This window comes from Streptomyces sp. BK340, from assembly GCF_007827595.1.
Classification (GTDB): domain Bacteria; phylum Actinomycetota; class Actinomycetes; order Streptomycetales; family Streptomycetaceae; genus Streptomyces.
In genome coordinates this window covers 612,644-631,360 of the sequence record NZ_VISR01000003.1, presented here as the reverse complement: position 1 = coordinate 631,360, position 18,717 = coordinate 612,644, and the positions used below count along the sequence as shown (strand labels likewise).

General features: G+C 71.3%; 14 protein-coding genes and 1 pseudogene. 3 read left to right on the top strand and 12 right to left on the bottom strand.

Annotated elements, in window-relative coordinates; translation table 11 throughout:
* Positions 1-134 precede the first annotated feature (134 nt).
* The 7 genes from FB157_RS09410 to tkt are packed head-to-tail and all read right to left on the bottom strand — an operon-like array spanning position 135 to position 9,021.
* On the bottom strand, positions 135-728 hold the full coding sequence (locus FB157_RS09410; RefSeq protein WP_145877829.1) for a histidine phosphatase family protein: 594 nt from the start codon (positions 726-728) through the stop codon (positions 135-137).
* A gap of 6 nt (positions 729-734) precedes the next feature.
* Positions 735-1,613 (bottom strand): phosphogluconate dehydrogenase (NAD(+)-dependent, decarboxylating), encoded by an 879-nt coding sequence (gene gnd / locus FB157_RS09405; protein ID WP_145877828.1) that lies wholly within the window; start codon positions 1,611-1,613, stop codon positions 735-737.
* A 7-nt stretch (positions 1,614-1,620) separates the two neighbouring features.
* Positions 1,621-3,270: a glucose-6-phosphate isomerase gene (gene pgi / locus FB157_RS09400; RefSeq protein WP_145877826.1), complete on the bottom strand. Its 1,650-nt coding sequence runs from the start codon at positions 3,268-3,270 to the stop codon at positions 1,621-1,623.
* A 1-nt stretch (position 3,271) separates the two neighbouring features.
* Complete coding sequence (gene opcA / locus FB157_RS09395; protein ID WP_145877824.1) at positions 3,272-4,198, bottom strand: glucose-6-phosphate dehydrogenase assembly protein OpcA; 927 nt, start codon at positions 4,196-4,198, stop codon at positions 3,272-3,274.
* Positions 4,195-5,784 carry a glucose-6-phosphate dehydrogenase gene (gene zwf / locus FB157_RS09390; protein WP_145877822.1) on the bottom strand — a complete coding sequence of 530 codons (1,590 nt, stop codon included), beginning with the start codon at positions 5,782-5,784 and terminating at the stop codon, positions 4,195-4,197. Before zwf ends, opcA begins: the two co-directional genes overlap by 4 nt.
* Entirely contained in the window at positions 5,784-6,926 is a 1,143-nt protein-coding gene (gene tal / locus FB157_RS09385) for a transaldolase (protein ID WP_145877820.1), read from the bottom strand. The genes zwf and tal overlap by 1 nt, the downstream gene beginning before the upstream one ends.
* A gap of 19 nt (positions 6,927-6,945) precedes the next feature.
* Positions 6,946-9,021, bottom strand: a complete 2,076-nt coding sequence (gene tkt / locus FB157_RS09380; protein WP_145877818.1) for a transketolase — start codon at positions 9,019-9,021, stop codon at positions 6,946-6,948.
* A 146-nt stretch (positions 9,022-9,167) separates the two neighbouring features.
* Here tkt and FB157_RS09375 point away from each other — a divergent pair, with 146 nt between their 5' ends.
* The gene (locus tag FB157_RS09375; RefSeq protein ID WP_145877816.1) at positions 9,168-10,058 is read left to right on the top strand and encodes an AraC family transcriptional regulator; all 891 of its coding nucleotides are present in this window, start codon (positions 9,168-9,170) and stop codon (positions 10,056-10,058) included.
* A gap of 15 nt (positions 10,059-10,073) precedes the next feature.
* Here FB157_RS09375 and FB157_RS09370 read toward each other — a convergent pair whose 3' ends face one another.
* Positions 10,074-11,033 carry an alpha/beta fold hydrolase gene (locus FB157_RS09370; RefSeq protein WP_145877814.1) on the bottom strand — a complete coding sequence of 320 codons (960 nt, stop codon included), beginning with the start codon at positions 11,031-11,033 and terminating at the stop codon, positions 10,074-10,076.
* Between the two features lie 161 nt (positions 11,034-11,194).
* Between FB157_RS09370 and FB157_RS09365 the strand changes: the two genes are divergently transcribed.
* On the top strand, positions 11,195-11,791 hold the full coding sequence (locus tag FB157_RS09365; RefSeq protein WP_145877812.1) for a TetR/AcrR family transcriptional regulator: 597 nt from the start codon (positions 11,195-11,197) through the stop codon (positions 11,789-11,791).
* 30 nt (positions 11,792-11,821) lie between these two features.
* Here FB157_RS09365 and FB157_RS09360 read toward each other — a convergent pair whose 3' ends face one another.
* The 3 genes and pseudogenes from FB157_RS09360 to FB157_RS09350 form a co-directional block, all read right to left on the bottom strand.
* Positions 11,822-12,178 (bottom strand): hypothetical protein, encoded by a 357-nt coding sequence (locus FB157_RS09360; protein WP_391333994.1) that lies wholly within the window; start codon positions 12,176-12,178, stop codon positions 11,822-11,824.
* 119 nt (positions 12,179-12,297) lie between these two features.
* On the bottom strand, positions 12,298-13,692 hold the full coding sequence (locus FB157_RS09355) for a glycoside hydrolase family 16 protein (protein WP_145877807.1): 1,395 nt from the start codon (positions 13,690-13,692) through the stop codon (positions 12,298-12,300).
* A gap of 182 nt (positions 13,693-13,874) precedes the next feature.
* Positions 13,875-14,742 (bottom strand): annotated as a pseudogene (locus FB157_RS09350) (Ig-like domain-containing protein).
* A gap of 194 nt (positions 14,743-14,936) precedes the next feature.
* Between FB157_RS09350 and FB157_RS09345 the strand changes: the two are divergent.
* A complete protein-coding gene (locus tag FB157_RS09345) occupies positions 14,937-17,630 on the top strand; it encodes an FAD/NAD(P)-binding protein (RefSeq protein WP_261386218.1) in 2,694 nt (897 codons plus the stop codon).
* Between the two features lie 91 nt (positions 17,631-17,721).
* Here FB157_RS09345 and FB157_RS09340 read toward each other — a convergent pair whose 3' ends face one another.
* Entirely contained in the window at positions 17,722-18,516 is a 795-nt protein-coding gene (locus tag FB157_RS09340; RefSeq protein ID WP_145877806.1) for a DUF817 domain-containing protein, read from the bottom strand.
* Positions 18,517-18,717: the final 201 nt, after the last annotated feature.

Below are 18,717 nucleotides of genomic sequence, written 5' to 3'. Positions count from 1 at the left end.
GCCTCGCGGCGTCTGGTGCGTGCTCTCGGCGTGCCGGGCGGAAGTCCTCGTACTGGACGTACTTGGGCTTTCGCCCGGTGCGGCGAGAGTGCGTGCCAGGCGTCGTGGGGCAGACGGGAATTTGACGACAGGGCCTAGGCGCGTCGGTTCCACTCGGCGACGACCGGCCGCCCGTGCTCCGTGGAGAGCCGGCTGACGGTGCCGGTCGCCAGCTGGAAGAGCCGGCCCTCCGCGGGCGGCAGACCCAGCCGGCGGGCGGTCAGCACCCGCAGGAAGTGGGCGTGCGCGACCAGGATCACGTCACCGTCGTCCGTGGCGAGCGCCTTCTCCACCCGGGCCAGCACCCGGTCGGCGCGCGCCCCGATCTGCTCGGGCGACTCGCCGGGGTGCCCTTCGGGACCCGGCGGTACGCCGTCGGTCCACAGGTCCCAGTCGGGGCGGGTGCGATGGATGTCGACCGTGGTGACACCCTCGTAGCCGCCGTAGTCCCACTCATGCAGATCCTGGTCGGGTACGGCCCCGGTCAGGCCGGCGAGTTCGGCTGTGCGTATCGCGCGGCCCAGCGGGCTGGACAGCGCGAGGGCGTAGGTCCGTCCGGTGAGGAGCGGGGCGAGGGACTTGGCCTGTTCCTCACCGTGCGTGGTGAGGGGCAGGTCGGTCCAGCTGGTGTGCTGTCCCGACACGCTCCACTCCGTCTCGCCGTGGCGGACCAGCAGGAGGTCCCCCACGGCCGCTCAGCCCTTGGTCTCTACGGCGTGGCCGCCGAACTGGTTGCGCAGCGCGGCGATCATCTTCATCTGCGGCGAGTCGTCCTGCCGGGAGGCGAACCGGGCGAACAGCGACGCGGTGATCGCGGGCAGCGGCACCGCGTTGTCGATGGCGGCCTCGACCGTCCAGCGGCCCTCGCCGGAGTCCTCCGCGTACCCGCGCAGCTTCTCCAGGTGCTCGTCCTCGTCCAGGGCGTTGACCGCGAGGTCCAGCAGCCAGGAACGGATGACGGTGCCCTCCTGCCAGGAGCGGAAGACCTCGCGGACGTTCTCCACCGAGTGGACCTTCTCCAGCAGCTCCCAGCCCTCGGCGTAGGCCTGCATCATGGCGTACTCGATGCCGTTGTGGACCATCTTCGAGAAGTGCCCGGCGCCGACCCGGCCGGCGTGGACGTAGCCGTAGGGGCCCTCCGGCTTGAGCGCCTCGAAAATGGGCTTCAGGCGCTCCACGTGCTCCTTGTCGCCGCCGACCATGAGCGCGTAGCCGTTCTGCAGGCCCCAGACGCCGCCGGAGACGCCCGCGTCGACGAAGCCGATGCCCTTGATGCCGAGTTCGGCCGCGTGCTTCTCGTCGTCCGTCCAGCGGGAGTTGCCGCCGTCCACGACCACGTCACCGGGGGAGAGCAGGTCCTTGAGTTCGTCGACGACCGTCTGGGTGGCGGTGCCGGCCGGGACCATCACCCAGACGGTGCGCGGCCCGTCGAGCTTTCCGACCAGTTCCTCGAGGCTCTTGACGTCGGAGACCTCCGGGTTGCGGTCGTAGCCGATGACGGTGTGGCCGGCGCGGCGAATACGCTCGCGCATGTTGCCGCCCATCTTGCCGAGACCGATGAGACCGAGCTGCATGATCAGTTCACTTCCTGAGATTGCGGTAGGCGGCGACGAGGGCCGTGGTGGACGGGTCGAGACCGGGCACGGCGGCGCCCTCGGTCAGGGCGGGCTCGATGCGCTTGGCGAGGACCTTGCCCAGTTCCACGCCCCACTGGTCGAAGGAGTCGATGTTCCAGACCGCGCCCTGGACGAACACCTTGTGCTCGTAGAGGGCGACCAGCTGGCCGAGCACGGACGGGGTCAGCTCGCGGGCGAGGATCGTGGTGGTGGGGTGGTTGCCGAGGAAGGTGCGGTGCGCCACCTGCTCCTCCGACACGCCCTCCGCACGGACCTCCTCGGCCGTCTTGCCGAAGGCGAGGGCCTGGGTCTGGGCGAAGAAGTTGGCCATCAGCAGGTCGTGCTGGGCCCTGAGTTCACCGCTCAGCTCGGCGACCGGCTCGGCGAAGCCGATGAAGTCCGCCGGGATCAGCTTGGTGCCCTGGTGGATCAACTGGTAGTAGGCGTGCTGCCCGTTGGTGCCGGGCGTGCCCCAGACCACCGGCCCGGTCTGCCACTCCACCGGGTCGCCCGCCCGGTCCACCGACTTGCCGTTGGACTCCATGTCCAGCTGCTGCAGGTACGCCGTGAACTTGGACAGGTAGTGGCTGTACGGCAGCACCGCGTGGGACTGGGCGTCGTGGAAGTTGCCGTACCAGATCCCCAACAGGCCCATCAGCAGGGGCGCGTTGGCCTCGGCGGGCGCGGTGCGGAAGTGGTCGTCGATCAGGCGGAAGCCGTCGAGCATCTCCCGGAACCGGTCGGGTCCGATGGCGATCATCAGGGACAGGCCGATCGCGGAGTCGTACGAGTAGCGGCCGCCGACCCAGTCCCAGAACTCGAACATGTTGTCCGGGTCGATGCCGAAGCCGGTGACCTTCTCGGCGTTCGTGGACAGCGCCACGAAGTGCCTGGCGACCGCCTTCTCGTCGCCGAGGGCCTCCAGCAGCCAGGAGCGGGCCGAGGTGGCGTTGGTGATCGTCTCGATCGTGGTGAACGTCTTGGACGCGACGATGAACAGGGTCTCCGCCGGGTCCAGGTCGCGGACGGCCTCGTGCAGGTCGGCGCCGTCCACGTTCGACACGAACCGGAACGTCAACTCCCGTGCCGTGTAGGCGCGCAGCGCCTCGTAGGCCATCGCCGGACCCAGGTCGGAGCCGCCGATACCGATGTTGACGACGTTGCGGATCCGCCTGCCGGTGTGTCCGGTCCACTCGCCCGAGCGGACCCGCTCGGCGAAGCCCGCCATCTTGTCCAGGACGGCGTGCACGCGCGGTACGACGTTCTCGCCGTCGACCTCGACCACCGCTTCCCGCGGGGCGCGCAGCGCGGTGTGCAGGACGGCCCGCCGCTCGGTGATGTTGATCCTCTCGCCGTGGAACATGGCGTCCCGCAGCGCGAACACACCGGTGGCGGAGGCGAGTTCCTGGAGGAGGGCCAGGGTCTCGTCGGTGATCAGGTGCTTGCTGTAGTCGATGTGCAGATCGCCGACCCGCACGACGTACCGCTCGGCGCGGCCGGGGTCCTTCGCGAACAGCTCACGCAGGTGCGGCTGCCCCTCGGCGCGGTGGTCGGCGAGGGCGGTCCACTCGGGTCGGCGGTTGAGCTTGATGGAGTCTGACGGTGCGTCGGACATCTCAGGCGTTCTCCTTGGTGGCCTCGCCCTTGAGGGCGATGGCGTACATCTCGTCGGCGTCGAGGCGGCGCAGCTCCTCGGCGATGAGTTCGGAGGTGCCACGGACCTTCAGGGCGAGGGTGCGCGGCGGCTGGCCGGGCAGGGTCAGCGTCGCGAGGGGCCCCTCGGGCCGGTCGATGACGATCTCGCCGTTCGCGGTGCCGAGGCGTACGGCCGTGACGACCGGGCCCGCGGTGACCACACGGTTCACCCGGAGGTGCAGGCGGGCCTCCAGCCAGCGGGCGAGGAGCTCGGCGCTGGGGTTGTCCGCCTCGGCCTCCACGGCCGCCGACGTCACCTTCGCGCGGGCCTGGTCCAGGGCGGCGGCCAGCATGGACCGCCACAGCGTGAGCCGGGTCCAGGCGAGGTCGGTGTCGCCGGGCGCGTAGTTGCCCGCCCGGGTCTCCAGGACCTCCATCGGCCGCTCGACCGCGTACAGGTCGGTGATCCGGCGCTGGGCGAGCGCGCCGAGCGGGTCCTTGGACGGGGTGTCCGGCGCGTCCACCGGCCACCACACGACCACCGGGGCGTCCGGCAGCAGCAGCGGCAGGACCACGGAGTCGGCGTGGTCGGACACTTCGCCGTAGGTCCGCAGCACGACGGTCTCGCCGGTGCCGGCCTCCGAGCCGACCCGGACCTCGGCGTCGAGACGCGAGGTGGTGCGGTCGCGCAGGGTGCGGGCATGCCGCTTGATGACGACCAGGGTGCGCGAGGGGTGCTCGTGCGAGGCCTCCTCGGCGGCCCGGATCGAGTCGTAGGCGTTCTCCTCGTCCGTGACGATGACCATCGTCAGGACCATGCCCACGGCGGGGGTGCCGATGGCGCGGCGGCCCTGCACCAGCGCCTTGTTGATCTTGCTTGCCGTGGTGTCGGTCAGGTCGATCTTCATGGCCTGCGCCAGCTCCGTCCGTCTCGTGCGAGCATCTCGTCCGCTTCCCTCGGTCCCCAGCTGCCCGACGCGTACTGCGCCGGCCTGCCGTGCGCCGCCCAGTACTCCTCGATCGGGTCGAGGATCTTCCAGGACTCTTCCACTTCCTGGTGACGGGGGAACAAATTGGCGTCGCCGAGCAGTACGTCCAGGATGAGTCGCTCGTACGCCTCCGGGCTCGACTCGGTGAACGACTCGCCGTAGGCGAAGTCCATGGACACGTCCCGGATCTCCATCGAGGTGCCCGGCACCTTCGAGCCGAACCGGACGGTCATGCCCTCGTCGGGCTGGACACGGATGACGATCGCGTTCTGGCCCAGCTCCTCGGTGGCGGTGGAGTCGAACGGGGAGTGCGGGGCCCGCTTGAAGACCACCGCGATCTCGGTGACCCGGCGGCCGAGCCGCTTGCCGGTGCGCAGGTAGAACGGGACGCCCGCCCAGCGGCGGTTGTCGATGCCCAGCTTGATCGCGGCGAAGGTGTCGGTCTTCGACTTGGGGTCGATGCCGTCCTCCTCCAGGTAGCCGACGACCTTCTCGCCGCCCTGCCAGCCGGTGGCGTACTGGCCGCGCACGGTGTGCTCGCCCAGCTCCTGCGGCAGCCGCACCGACTTGAGCACCTTCAGCTTCTCGGTGAGCAGCGCCTCCGCGTCGAACGCGATGGGCTCCTCCATGGCGGTGAGCGCCATCAGCTGCAGGAGGTGGTTCTGGATGACGTCACGGGCCGAGCCGATGCCGTCGTAGTAGCCCGCGCGGCCGCCGATGCCGATGTCCTCGGCCATGGTGATCTGCACGTGGTCGACGTAACTGCGGTTCCAGATCGGCTCGTACATCTGGTTGGCGAAGCGGAGCGCCAGGATGTTCTGGACGGTCTCCTTGCCCAGGTAGTGGTCGATCCGGAAGACCTGGTCGGGCTCGAACACGTCGTGCACGACCGCGTTCAGCTCCTGGGCCGACCTCAGGTCGTGGCCGAACGGCTTCTCGATGACCGCCCGGCGCCAGGCGCCCTGCGGCGGGTTGGCCAGGCCGTGCTTCTTCAGCTGCTGCACGACCTTGGGGAAGAACTTCGGCGGCACCGACAGGTAGAACGCGAAGTTGCCGCCGGTGCCGCGGGAGGCGTCCAGCTCCTCGACGGCCTGCTTCAGCTGCTTGAAGGCGGTGTCGTCGTCGAAGTCGCCGGGGATGAACCGCATGCCCTCGGCGAGCTGCTGCCACACCTCCTCGCGGAACGGGGTGCGGGAGTGCTCGCGCACCGCGTCATGGACGACCTGTGCGAAGTCCTGGTCCTCCCAGTCGCGGCGGGCGAAGCCGAGGAGGGAGAAGCCGGGCGGCAGCAGGCCGCGGTTGGCCAGGTCGTACACGGCCGGCATCAGCTTCTTGCGGGACAGGTCGCCGGTCACACCGAAGATGACCAGACCGGAGGGGCCCGCGATACGGGGGAGCCGGCGGTCCCGGGCGTCCCGCAGCGGGTTGTCCCAGTCGGTGGCCGGGGCGTCCGGGACGCCGACCTGCGCGGCGGGCGTCTCGGGTTCCGGAGCCTTGGTCGTCATTACGCGTCAACTCCCTTGCTGTCCAGGGACTTGGTGACGGCGTCCAGCAGTTCCTGCCAGGCCGTCTCGAACTTGGCGACGCCCTCGTCCTCCAGCTGCTGGACGACCTCGTCGTAGGAGATGCCGAGCCGCTCCACGGCGGCGAGGTCGGCGCGGGCCTGCGCGTAGCCGCCGGTCACCGTGTCACCGGTGATCTCGCCGTGGTCGGCGGTGGCCTTCAAGGTGGCCTCCGGCATCGTGTTCACGGTGCCGGGCGCGACCAGTTCCTCCACGTACAGCGTGTCCTTGTACGCGGGATCCTTCACGCCCGTGGAGGCCCACAGCGGCCGCTGCTCGTTGGCCCCGTCGGCGGCGAGCGCCGGCCAGCTCCCGGAGGCGAAGACCTCCTCGTACGCCTCGTAGGCGAGCCGCGCGTTGGCGAGCGCCGCCCGGCCCTTGAGGGCGTTGGCCTCGTCGGTGCCGAGGGCGGTCAGCCGCTTGTCGATCTCGCTGTCCACGCGGGAGACGAAGAAGGACGCCACCGAGTGGATCCGGGACAGGTCGAGGCCCCGCTCGCGGGCCTTCTCCAGGCCGGCCAGGTAGGCGGCCATGACCTCGCGGTAGCGCTCCAGGGAGAAGATCAGCGTCACGTTGACGCTGATGCCGAGGCCGATGACCTCGGTGATGGCCGGAAGGCCCGCCTTCGTCGCCGGGATCTTGATCATCACGTTGGGGCGGTCGACCAGCCAGGCCAGCTGCCGGGCCTCGGCGACCGTCGCCACGGTGTGGTGCGCGAGACGGGGGTCGACCTCGATGGAGACCCGGCCGTCGCGGCCACCGGTGGCGTCGTACACCGGACGCAGGATGTCGGCGGCCGCGCGCACGTCGGCGGTCGTCATCATCCGCACGGCCTCCTCGACCGTGACGCCGCGTACGGCCAGGTCGGTCAGCTGCTCCTCGTAGCCCTCGCCGGAGCCGATGGCAGCCTGGAAGATCGAGGGGTTGGTGGTGACGCCGACGACGCCACCGCTCTTGACCAGCTCGGCCAGGCCGCCCGACGTGATCCGCTTGCGCGACAGGTCGTCCAGCCAGATCGACACGCCCTCGTCGGCGAGGCGCTCGAGGGCTCCCGGGGTCGCGATTGCTTCGGTCACAGTGATCATCTTTCTAGTCGCGTCGAAATCAGGCGCGCGCGGCGGCCAGCGATGCGCGGGCAGCGGCGGCGACGTTCTCGGGGGTGAAGCCGAACTCGGCGAACAGTGTGGTCGCGTCGGCGGAGGCACCGAAATGTTCGAGTGAGACAATCCGACCTGCGTCGCCCACGAACCGGTACCACGTCAGGCCGATACCGGCCTCGACGGCGACACGGGCCTTCACGGCCGGCGGCAGCACGCTCTCGCGGTAGGCGCGCGGCTGCTCCTCGAACCACTCCACGGACGGCATCGACACCACCCGCGTGCCGATCCCCTCGGCCTCCAGCTGCTCCCGCGCGGCGACGGCCAGCTGCACCTCGGAACCCGTCGCGATGATGATCACCTCCGGGGTCTCGGTCGAGGACTCACGCAGCACATACCCGCCCTTGGCGGCGTCCTCGTGGGGCGCGTACACCGGCACGCCCTGGCGGGTGAGCGCGAGCCCGTGCGGGGCCGGGTCGGTGGCGTGCCTCTTCAGGATCTCGGCCCAGACGACCACGGTCTCGTTGGCGTCCGCCGGGCGGACGACGTTCAGGCCCGGGATCGCGCGCAGCGAGGCCAGGTGCTCGACCGGCTGGTGGGTGGGCCCGTCCTCGCCGAGGCCGATGGAGTCGTGCGTCCACACGTACGTCACCGGCAGCTGCATCAGCGCGGACATCCGGACGGCGTTGCGCATGTAGTCGGAGAAGACGAGGAAGGTGCCGCCGTAGACGCGGGTGTTGCCGTGCAGGGCGATGCCGTTCATCTCCGCGGCCATCGAGAATTCGCGGATGCCGAAGTGGACGGTTCGGCCGTACGGGTCCGCCTCGGGCAGCGGGTTGCCCTTCGGCAGGAAGGAGCTGGCCTTGTCGATGGTGGTGTTGTTCGAGCCGGCCAGGTCGGCGGAGCCGCCCCACAGCTCGGGGAGGACGGGGCCGAGCGCCTGCAGCACCTTGCCGGAGGCGGCACGGGTGGCGACGGACTTGCCCTCCTCGAACACCGGCAGGGCGTCCTCCCAGCCCTCGGGCAGCTCGCCCTTGCTGATCCGGTCGAACAGCTGGGCCCGCTCCGGGTCGGCCGTGCGCCACTCGGCGATCCGCTTGTCCCAGGCCGCGTGCGCCTCGGCGCCCCGGTCCAGGGCCCGGCGGGTGTGGTTCAGGACCTCGTCGGTGACCTCGAAGGACTGCTCCGGGTCGAAGCCGAGGACGCGCTTGGTGGCCGCGATCTCGTCCGCGCCGAGTGCGGAGCCGTGGGAGGCCTCGGTGTTCTGCGCGTTCGGGGCCGGCCAGGCGATGATCGTGCGCATCGCGATGATCGAGGGCCGTTCGGTCTCGGCCTGCGCGGCCTTCAGCGCCGCGTACAGGGCGGGCACGTCGACGTCGCCGTCGGCGGTGGGCTCGATGCGCCGGGTGTGCCAGCCGTAGGCCTCGTACCGCTTCAGCACGTCCTCGGAGAAGGCGGTCGCGGTGTCGCCCTCGATGGAGATGTGGTTGTCGTCGTAGAGGAAGACCAGGTTGCCGAGCTTCTGGTGGCCCGCCAGGGAGGAGGCTTCGGCGGAGACGCCCTCCTCCAGGTCGCCGTCGGAGACGATCGCCCAGACGGTGTGGTCGAAGGGGGAGGTGCCCTCCGGGGCCTCCGGGTCGAACAGTCCGCGCTCGTAGCGGGCGGCCATCGCCATGCCGACGGCGTTGGCGACGCCCTGACCGAGCGGGCCGGTGGTGGTCTCGACACCGGCGGTGTGCCCGTACTCGGGGTGGCCGGGCGTCTTCGAGCCGTGGGTGCGGAACGCCTTCAGGTCGTCCAGCTCCAGCTCGTACCCGGCGAGGAAGAGCTGGGTGTAGAGGGTCAGCGAGGCGTGGCCGGGGGACAGCACGAAGCGGTCACGGCCGGTCCACTCCGGGTCCGCCGGGTCGTGTCGCATCACCTTCTGAAAGATCGTGTACGCGGCAGGGGCCAGGCTCATCGCGGTGCCCGGGTGGCCGTTGCCGACCTTCTGAACGGCGTCTGCCGCGAGAAGCCGGGCGGTGTCCACGGCACGCCGGTCGAGGTCGGTCCACTCGAATCCGTCGGATGTCTGCGTGCTCATCTTCAAGAAGTCCTCGTTCAGTGCGTGATCGCTGGCTGGACGCGTTCAAAACTAAAAGTCTGACTTTTTAGAAGGAAGGGAGAGGTGTGTCAGCCTGTGGTGAATCTGGGACATCGATCGGGCGACAGGGGCGGCACGAGCAGGACATGGCGGACAGAACACACCAAGGCGACGGTGAGGGGATCAGGACCTTCCCCTTCCCGACCGAGCTGGCCGTCGGCGGCGTCGGCATGCAGGTCGGCCCCATGGGGACCGACCACAGCTGGCATGCCGACGCCCCACTGCATCGCGTCCACCGCATCGACTTCCACGTCGTCATGCTCTTCACCGGGGGCCCCGTGCGGCACATGATCGACTTCGCCGAGTACGAGGCGTCGGCCGGCGATCTGCTGTGGATCCGCCCCGGACAGGTCCACCGGTTCTCCCGGACCAGCGAGTACCACGGCACCGTGCTGACCATGCAGCCCGGTTTCCTGCCCCGCGCCACCGTCGAGGCCACCGGCCTCTACCGCTACGACCTGCCCCCGCTGCTGCACCCCGACCCGGCACAACGTGCCGCGCTCCAGGCGTCCCTCGACCAGCTGCGCCGCGAGTACGAGGACACCGCGACGCTCCCGCTGAGCCTGCACACGGCCGTGCTCCGGCACACGCTGACCGCGTTCCTGCTGCGTCTGGCCCACCTCGCGGCCAGTTCGGCGGAGTCGTCCCAGGGGCAGGCGGACACCACCTTCACCCTCTTCCGGGACGCCGTCGAGCAGGGGTTCGCCGCCAATCACAGCGTCAGCGCCTACGCCGACGCGCTCGGTTACTCCCGCCGCACCCTCGTGCGCGCGGTCCGTGCGGCCACCGGCGAGACGCCGAAGGGCTTCATCGACAAACGGGTGGTCCTGGAGGCCAAACGCCTGCTCGCCCACACGGACATGCCGATCGGCCGCGTCGGGGCGGCCGTGGGCTTCCCCGACGCGGCGAACTTCTCCAAGTTCTTCCAGCTGCACGCCGGTGTCACACCGGCGGCGTTCCGGGCGGAGCTGCGGTGAAGCCTGTTGCTCGGGTTACTTGGACTCGACGCGTCCGAGCGGGCTCGGGCCTGCCGTCAGTGCGTCGCACGCCGCCTGCCAGGCGGGATCCCCGGGGTTGAGCCGGCTGCGGAGGTAGGACCAGGTGAGCCGCTGGACCGCGGCCACGCGCTCGGGGTTCTCGTCCGTGGTCTCGGCGACGTCGTATCCGGAGACCCCGCCCAGGCCGTGCTCCGCGTCGAACAGGGTGAGCAGGGACTTGGGGCCCGGGGAGAGGAAGTACGGATCGGTGTGCCAGTCCGGGCCCCGGACCGTCAGGTGGGCGGAGTCGTCCTTGTCGCCCGCGACCACGAGCGTGGGTGTCCGCATCCGGGAGAAGTCCGTGGTCGAGAAGAAGGGCCAGTTCCCGGCCACGAAATCGGTGAGGGCGTCGCCCCCTCGGCCGGGCGCGGCGAGCAGTACCCCCGCCTTGATCCGGGGCTCGGTCAGGTCCACTTCCTTTCCGTCGTCCGGGTCGGTGAGCCGGGCCCCCAGCAGCAGGCTCGCGGTGTGCCCGCCCATCGAGTGCCCGGCCACGGCGACCTTGCCCCGGTCCAGGCGCCCGAGCAGCTGTGGCACGGCGGCCTCCACCTCGTCCAGCCGGTCGAGGATGCGCGTCATGTCCTCGGCGCGTGATCGCCAGAACAGAGGGGCTCCGGGGGTGCCGGGATCCAGGGTCAGGGTCCGCGAGCTCAGGTGGGTGGGCTGGAGCACGGCGAAGCCGTGCGCCGCCCAGAAGTTGACGAGGGGTGCGTAGCCGTTCAGCGAGGACAGGTGGTTCGAGTGGCCCTGGCCGTGCGAGAGGAGGATGACCGGCAGGTCGCTTCCGGTCACCGGCGCGGAGACGCGCACCTGGAGGTCCACGGCGCGGTCGGGGGTGGGCAGTACCACCGGACCGACCGAGAGGACGGGAGGGGGCGAGCTGGGGCCGCCGGCTGTGCGGATCGATCGACTCATGATGTGTGTCCCTTCGATTGCCGTTGCCGCCGGTCTCGTTCGTCCGGCGGGAGCGGCGGTCGGGAGCGTCCGGTTTCAGCTACCCTGAAACCGGAACGACGTTCCGATTAATATACGGAACGGTGTTCCGGTTAGGCAAGGATCATCGGGAGGAGAGCGTGGTGTCCGCTGCAGGCCAGTCCGGGGAGGTGCCCGCCCGAAGCAGGCGGGCCGACGCGCAGCGCAATCAGCAGACGCTGCTTGCCGCCGCCGCCGCGGTGTTCGTCACCTCCGGCGTCGATGCGCCGATCCGTGAGATCGCGGCCAGGGCGGGGGTCGGCGTGGGGACCATCTACCGGCACTTCCCGACGCGGGCGGATCTCGTCGTCGCCGTCTACCGCCACCAGGTCGAGGCCTGCGCCGAGGCCGGCCCGAGGCTGCTGGCCGACGCCGACTCCCCGTTCGCGGCACTCCGTCAGTGGGTCGACCTCTTCGTCGACTTCCTGGTCACGAAGCACGGACTCGCCAACGCGATGCAGTCGGACAGCGGCGGCTTCGAGACGCTGCACACCTACTTCCTCGACCGACTGGTGCCCGTCTGCGGACAGTTGCTCGATGCCGCGGCCGACGCGGGCGAGGTCGGGCCCGGTACGCACCCGTACGAACTGATGCGCGGTATCGGCAACCTCTGCGTCGGACGCGACGACGACCCTCGCTACGACCCGCGCCGACTGGTCGAACTGCTCCTTCGGGGACTGCGGCGACCGCAGTCGGTCTGACGGCGACGACGGTCGGCCGGCGAGTGCCGGTCAGCCGGCCAGTACCGGCCGGCCGATGTCGGACGTCCAGCCGGGCCTGAAGCGTGCGGTGTACTCCGCGAAGTCGCTCCGCAGGTGGCGTGGATCGGACGGCTTCAGCCGGATCTGCTGTCGGCTGTCCGCCCACCAGACCTCGAAATCGGCGACCGTGCCTTCGGCGGGCCAGAGATCTTCCTGTTCAGGGAGCAGCAGGACGTCCACGAAGCCACCGACGGCCAGGCCGATGTCCACGAAGATCCCGATCGACCCCGGCCTGGGCACCTTCGCGACGGTGCCCCGGAAGGCCTGCCCGAAGCGAAGGCTCCGCCGGATCCGCTCCCACTCCGCGTCGGTCACCACGCACCCCATCCTCGCAGCCCCGCCACGCGTGCATCAGCCCGGTCCGGGAGCGCGTGAACCCGCTCCCGGACCGGGCCGGATGTGCCGACCGCGCCGGTCCTGCCGGCGGGGCGGCGTCAGCACCCTTGTCAGTGGCCGAAGTCGAACCAGTTCACGTTCACGAAGTCGGACGGCTGGCCGCTGGTGAAGGTGAGATAGACGTCGTGCGTGCCGGTCACCGAGGTGATGTTCGCCGGGATCGTCCTCCAGCTCTGCCAGCCCCCGGTGTTGGACAGGGCGAAGCTGCCGATGGGGGCGTTGCTGCGGCTGTCGAGGCGCACCTCGACCAGGCCGCTCACCCCGGACCCGGCACCGCTCGCCACCCGCCCGTAGAACTGGGTGGCCCCGGTGGAGCCGAAGTTGACGCCCTTGTAGAGGGCCCAGTCGCCGTTCGCGAGCGAGCCGATGTCCTGGCCGCCGCCGGAGTCCGTGGTGGCCTCGGAACTCACGCCGGACTGGCTGTCGTACGACTCGGCCTGGATCGCGCTGTAGGCGTCCCGGTTGCCGGAGGGCGGGGGAGTGGTCCCGCCGCCCGTGGCCTGGAGCACCTGCACGTAGTCCACGGCCATCGGGTGGTTCGGCTCGGTGCCGCTGTCCGGGCCGCCGCCGAAGGCGGCCGGGAACCCGCCGCCCATCGCCACGTTCAGGATGACGAAGAAGCCGTGGTCGGTGGCGTTGGCCCAGGTCGTCGCGTCGACCTGGTTGGCCTTGACCGTGTGGAAGTTGACGCCGTCGAGGTAGAAACGGATCTCCTCGGGGCTGGTCGAGCGGTCCCACTCCATCGCGTAGGTGTGGAAGCCCGCCTGACAGGTGCTGCCGGTGCAGGAGGTGGAGTTGCCGATGCCGGAGGTCTCGTTGCAGGGGCCGCCCGGGTTGGAGCCGCAGTGCATCGTGGCCCAGTCGGTGTTCAGGCCCTGGACGTTCTCCATGATGTCCAGCTCGCCGACGCTCGGCCAGTTCTGGTAGTTGCCGCGGTAGGGCGCGCCCAGCATCCAGAACGCCGGCCAGTAGCCCTTGGCGGCCGCGCCGGTGACGTCGGGCATCTGGATACGGGCCTGCACGCGCAGTTTGCCGCCGGCCGGTGGCTGGAAGTCGGTACGGGTCGTCTCGATGCGCCCGGACGTCCAGTTGCCGGACGCGTCGCGGCGCGGGGTGATGAGCAGGTTGCCGTTGCCGTCCAGCGAGACGTTGTTGGTGCTGGAGGTCATCGTCTCGACCTCGCCCGTGCCCCAGTTCGCCGCGCCGCCAGGGTATGAAGTCCCGGTGTCGTACTGCCAGTTGGAGGTGTTGACGCCGGTGCCGGCCGAGCCGTTGAAGTCGTCGAGGAAGACCTGCGTCCAGCCCGACGGGGGAGTCGGGGCCGAGGCGCTGGCGGGTGCGGTGGCCGCCGTCGCCACGGCGGCTGCCAGACCGAGCGTGGCGGCCACGGCGACCAGCGCGCGGCGGAACGCCCGGGGTCTGGGTATGCCGGAGGAATCGCTCATGAGGGGGGCCTCTCGGGTACGGAGGGGAGTGCGGGAGACCTGTGAGAGCGCTCCCACGATGGCCTGAGAGCGCTCTCAAGGTGCCGCCAATGTGCTCCCCGGCCCTGCGGCCGTCAAGAGTTAAAGCAGGGAAACTCCTTTCGCCTCACGGGAGTTCACCCCATGAAGGCACCCAGAACGGCTCAGACCGCGCTGCCCGCCCTCCAGTCGGCCCACGACGGGTTCCACCCGTTGAGTCCGTTGGCCGGGTCCACCGTCCTCTCATCGGAGTTCTTCACGATCACCACGTCGCCGAGCATCGAACTCTCGTAGAACTCGTAGCCGGCCACGGAGCTGTCGCCCGCCCCCTTGGTGTCGTGCAGGCCGATGCAGCCGTGACTGGCGTCCTGGTGCCCGAGCACCGCGGTGGACGCCCAGTAGTTGCCGTGCACGAAGGTGCCCGAGGTGGTGAGCCGCTGGGCGTGCGGCACGTCCGGGATGTCGTACTCGTCGCCGGGCCCGGTCGGCGACGGCGTGCGTGAAGCTGACCGACACCGGTCTGCCGATGCCGGAGGTGGAGCCCGCCTCGGGCGTGAAGCGGCCGACGAACGTGGCGCCGGGCGACCTGGTGGTGAACGTCGACACGGTTTCCCCGGCGGCGCCCGCCGCCTCGGCCGTCACCGTGTACTTCGTGCCCGAGTAGGGATTTCGGGCCGAAATCCATTTGGTTCCGGCCGAGTTGAGAGTGCCCTCCAGGGTGGAGCCGTCGTTGCCGGTGACGTGGACGGAGGCCAGCGTGCCGTCGGTGACGGTGACCTCGACGGGGCTGGTGAAGTCCGCCTTCCTCGCGCCGGCCGCGGGCGTGACGGCGATGGTCGCCCTCTTCGTCGTGGCGGTCCGCGCGGACGCCGTGGCGCCCTTGCCGTCCGCGGCCGCCGAGGCGCCCGCGGAGGAGCTGCAGCCCGCCAGGGCGGCGGCAGCCGGTACCGCTCCGAGAGCGGCGAGGATCCCGCGCCGGGACCACCCGCGCGACCGCTGTCCGGACCGGTTCGATATGAGCGAGACGCCCACGACACGCCTTCCTGAGTTGTCTGTCCGTGCGTGGGCATCCTGCGCCGGCTGTCTGGGCCGGCCCTTTGAATCCGTGGGGTGCTCCCTGAGATTCGGATGAAGACACGCCGAGACGGCTGGAAGTCGTGGTTGTGGGGGCCCGGACCCGATCGGAAGAGTGAAGAAAAAGTTTCACCGACCCGCCGGAGGTATCCGTGACCGACGTCCGCAAGCGGCACACCGTGGCCATCGTCGGAGCCGGCGCGGCAGGCGCCCTGACCGCCGTCCAGCTCTGCGAGACGGCGACCCGCCGCCGGACTCCCCTCGACGTCGTCCTGATCGACGCGGCCCCCGAGGCGGGCCGAGGCACCGCCTACGCCACCCGCGACCCACGCCACCGCCTGAACGTGCCCGCCGGCAACATGAGCGCCTACCCCGACGATCCGGGTCACTTCACCCGCTGGCTGTGCCGGCACGGCGAACCCGAGGTCACCGGCGCCGACTACGCCACCCGCTACCGCTACGGCGCCTACCTCGCCGACACCCTCGGCCAGGCGATCGTCCGCGCCCACGGAACGGTCGCCGTACGCCGGCTGCGCACCCGGGCGGAGGGCTGTACCGGCACCCCCGGCGGCAGGGTGGAGCTGAGCCTCGCCGACGGGGGACACCTGACCGCCGACGCCGCCGTCCTCGCCACCGGCCCCGCCGCCGCGACCTCCGCATGGGCGCCGCCCGCGCTGCGCGCCTCGGCGCGCTTCGTCGGCACGCCGTGGGCGCCGGGCGCGCTGGACGGGGCCCTGGCGGGTGCCCCGGACGGCGCCCGGGACGGCAGCGACGACGTGCTGCTCGTCGGCACCGGCCTGACCGCCGTCGACCTCGCGCTGACCCTCGACCGCCCCGGCCGCACCCTCCACGCCCTCTCCCGCAACGGCCTGCTGCCCCAGCCGCACGCGCTCGGCCCGGCCGCCGTCATGCCCGCGCCCCAGGACCTGCACGACACCTCGCTGGGCCGGCTGCGTCGTGCCGTCTACCGGCACCTCAGCCGCTCGGTCCGCACCCACGGCGACTGGCGCCCCGGCCTCGACAGCCTCCGCCCCCACACCACGCGACTGTGGCGCAGCCTCACCCCCGAGGAGCGGGAGGACTTCCTCGCCCGCGAGGGCGCCCTGTGGAACACCCACCGCCACCGCATGTCCCCCGCCACCGCGGAGCACGTCTCCCGGGCCCGCACCGCGCGCCGCCTCCAGGTCCACACGGGCACGGTCGTGCGGGTGACGGGGGCCGACGGCGCAGGGCTCGCCGTCGAGCTCTCGGGCGGCCGCACGCTGCACGTGGGCTGGGTGGTCGACTGCACCGGCCCGGGACGGGGCCTCGACGACCCGCTGTGGCGTGGGCTGTTCGCGTCCGGGGCGGCGGTTCCCGGCCCGCTCGGCATGGGCGCCGCGACCCGGGACGGCCGCCTCCTGGACGCCCGGGGCGGTGCCGGGCTCCCGCTGTTCACGCTGGGCGCCCCGCGCCGGGGCGAGCTGTGGGAGACCACCGCGATGCCCGAAATCCGTGTCCAGGCCGTCGAGCTGGCCCAGCAGCTGCTGGCCCCGCTCGCCCCGAGGCGCCGAACGACCCGCCGACCCGTCGACGGACACGGCCTCGCCCTGACCACCCACGCCGAGGCGGCCGCCGCCTACCGCGGCGGGCTCGACCGGGTCCTCAAGGTCCGCTCGGGAGCCCCGCAGGGCTTCGCCCGCGCGGTCGCCCTCGACCCCGGATTCGCCCTCGGCCACGCGGCCCTCGCCCTGCTGGGCCACGAGTGCGGGGCCGCAGTCGACGTACCCCGCGCCCTCGCCGACGCACAGCGCTGCGCACGCGAGCGGGCCGACACGCGCGAGCGGTCCTTCGTGGACGTGGTCACGCGCCGGATCACCGGCGACGACGGGGACGAGGCGCTGGTACGACACCTGCGGACCTATCCCGCCGACGCGCTCGCGCTGGCCGCCGCCGTGCCCACCATCGCCTTCTCCGGTGTCAGCGACCTGCACGACGACGACGCGCTCGGTCTGCTCGAACTGACGTCACCGGCGTACGACGGGCACTGGTTCCACACCTCGCTGCTCGCCTTCCTGCGCCAGGAGGAGGGCCGGCTGCATGAGGCGGGCGAGCTGGCGCACCGGGCGCTGGCCGTCGAGCCCGCCTCCGGGCACGCCGTGCACGCCCTGGCGCACGTGCACTACGAGTCGGGTGCGCACGAGGCCGGACGTGACTGGCTGGACCGCTGGGTGTCGGGCCGGGGCCGGGGCGCGGTCCACCGGGCGCACTTCTCCTGGCACATCGCGCTGCACGAACTCGCCCTCGACGACCCGGCTGCGGTCCGCAGGCGCTGGTTCGCGCAGCTCGCGCCCGGCCGGGTGAGCGGAATGCGGGCCCTGGTCGACTCGGGCTCACTGCTGTGGCGGGCGCGGCTGAGCGACAGCTGGTGGGGTGAACTGCCCGCGGCCGACGTGCTGGAGTCGGTCGAGCTGGAGGTGCTGGAGCGGCCGGCGACCGCGTTCACCGCGCTGCATGTCGCGGTCGCCCGCACCGCCGCCGGGGATCTGCCCGCCCTGCGCCGGCTGCGCGACCACGCCCTGGGGGCGGACCAGGTGCAACGCGAGGTCGTCGCGCCGCTGTGCGAGGCGCTGGCCGCGCTCGTCGAGGAGCGCTTCGTGGAGGCTGCCCGTGGCCTGGACGCGCTGCTGCCCGTACTGCGCAGCGTCGGCGGCAGCGCGGCCCAGCGGGAGGTCGTCGAGGAGACACTGCTGTACGCCCTGGTGGCGGCGGGCCGCAGTGACGCCGCCCGTCGCCTCCTGGACGCCCGCCTGGACCGCAAACCGGCCCCCCGGGACCGGCGGTTGCTGGCCGGCCTGTCCGGCTGACCGCACATCCGCCTCCACCGGAGCCCCGACGCGGTCACCTGTCGGAGACCGGCCCCGGGCCCCCGCATGGGGAGCCCGGGGGCAACGGCAGTCACCGAGGCGCAGGGGGTGTCCTGGACCGGCCGAACGCCGCGAGGACGAACGTGACGCTGATGAGCAGCGCCCAGGCGCCGAACTTGCCGACGTCGACGGGCTGCCAGCCGTGCAACTGGTACGGGTAGCGCCACGCGCCCACATAGGTGGCGAGGTTCTCCGCCAGCCACAGGAAGAACCCGATCAGGGTGAAGGACAGCGCGAGCGGCATGCGGCGCCGTGTCCCGCGCACCGTGAAGTGCACCGTGGTGCCCGCGGTGACGGCCACGAGGAGGGCCGCCAGGGGCCAGCGGGCGTCGGGCAGCCAGTGGTGGCTGAAGAAGTTGACGTAGACGGCGGCGGCCACCAGGGCCGTCGCCCGTGGCCGGTAGCGGACCACTTCCAGGTCGAACAGGTGCCAGGCCCGGCAGATGTAGCTGCCTACGGCCGCGTAGAGGAAGCCCCCGTACAGCGGGACGCCCGCGAACTTCAGCACGGCCGGTTCCGGGTAGCTCCACGAGCCGAGCGAGACCTTCACCAGCTCGAAGGCGAGACCGATGACATGGCAGGCGGCGATGACGGCGACGTCGCGTCCGCTCTCCCAGCCGCGCCGCCAGAACAGCAGCGTGAGGAGCACGCCGTAGCAGGCGAGCAGGTCGTAGCGGGCCACCGGCAGCGGTGGCAGCAGGGCCGATGCCGCCACTCCGGACAACAGGGCGATCGCGAAGGCGCAGGCCCGGGTCTGGGTCCAGGTGAAGTCGAGCAACTGGCTGATCGGGGACGCCGGGAAGCCGGCCGGATTTGTAGTGGGCATGGTGATCAGGAGGACGACATCCGGCCCGCCCCCGGTTGCCTGAGGAGCCGATCGGCCCTCCCACCACGCTAGTCACCGGCGCACAGCCCTGACCCCGCCGGTTCGTCGTCCTTTAACTATCAGCGGTTACCTACGCCTCCGTAACCTCTCGGCCTGCTCAGCTTCACTCTTCACCCCACAGAAGGGACGCTCTGAGGTGAA

Excerpts from the sequence above, each read along its gene's own strand:
- FB157_RS09360 (WP_391333994.1), bottom strand. The coding sequence starts at position 12,178 with ATGGGGTGCGTGGTGACCGACGCGGAGTGGGAGCGGATCCGGCGGAGC.
- tkt (WP_145877818.1), bottom strand. The coding sequence starts at position 9,021 with ATGAGCACGCAGACATCCGACGGATTCGAGTGGACCGACCTCGACCGG.
- opcA (WP_145877824.1), bottom strand. The coding sequence starts at position 4,198 with ATGAAGATCGACCTGACCGACACCACGGCAAGCAAGATCAACAAGGCG.
- FB157_RS09375 (WP_145877816.1), top strand. The coding sequence starts at position 9,168 with ATGGCGGACAGAACACACCAAGGCGACGGTGAGGGGATCAGGACCTTC.
- FB157_RS09355 (WP_145877807.1), bottom strand. The coding sequence starts at position 13,692 with ATGAGCGATTCCTCCGGCATACCCAGACCCCGGGCGTTCCGCCGCGCG.
- zwf (WP_145877822.1), bottom strand. The coding sequence starts at position 5,784 with ATGACGACCAAGGCTCCGGAACCCGAGACGCCCGCCGCGCAGGTCGGC.
- FB157_RS09340 (WP_145877806.1), bottom strand. The coding sequence starts at position 18,516 with ATGCCCACTACAAATCCGGCCGGCTTCCCGGCGTCCCCGATCAGCCAG.
- FB157_RS09370 (WP_145877814.1), bottom strand. The coding sequence starts at position 11,033 with ATGAGTCGATCGATCCGCACAGCCGGCGGCCCCAGCTCGCCCCCTCCC.
- pgi (WP_145877826.1), bottom strand. The coding sequence starts at position 3,270 with ATGTCCGACGCACCGTCAGACTCCATCAAGCTCAACCGCCGACCCGAG.
- tal (WP_145877820.1), bottom strand. The coding sequence starts at position 6,926 with ATGATCACTGTGACCGAAGCAATCGCGACCCCGGGAGCCCTCGAGCGC.
- gnd (WP_145877828.1), bottom strand. The coding sequence starts at position 1,613 with ATGCAGCTCGGTCTCATCGGTCTCGGCAAGATGGGCGGCAACATGCGC.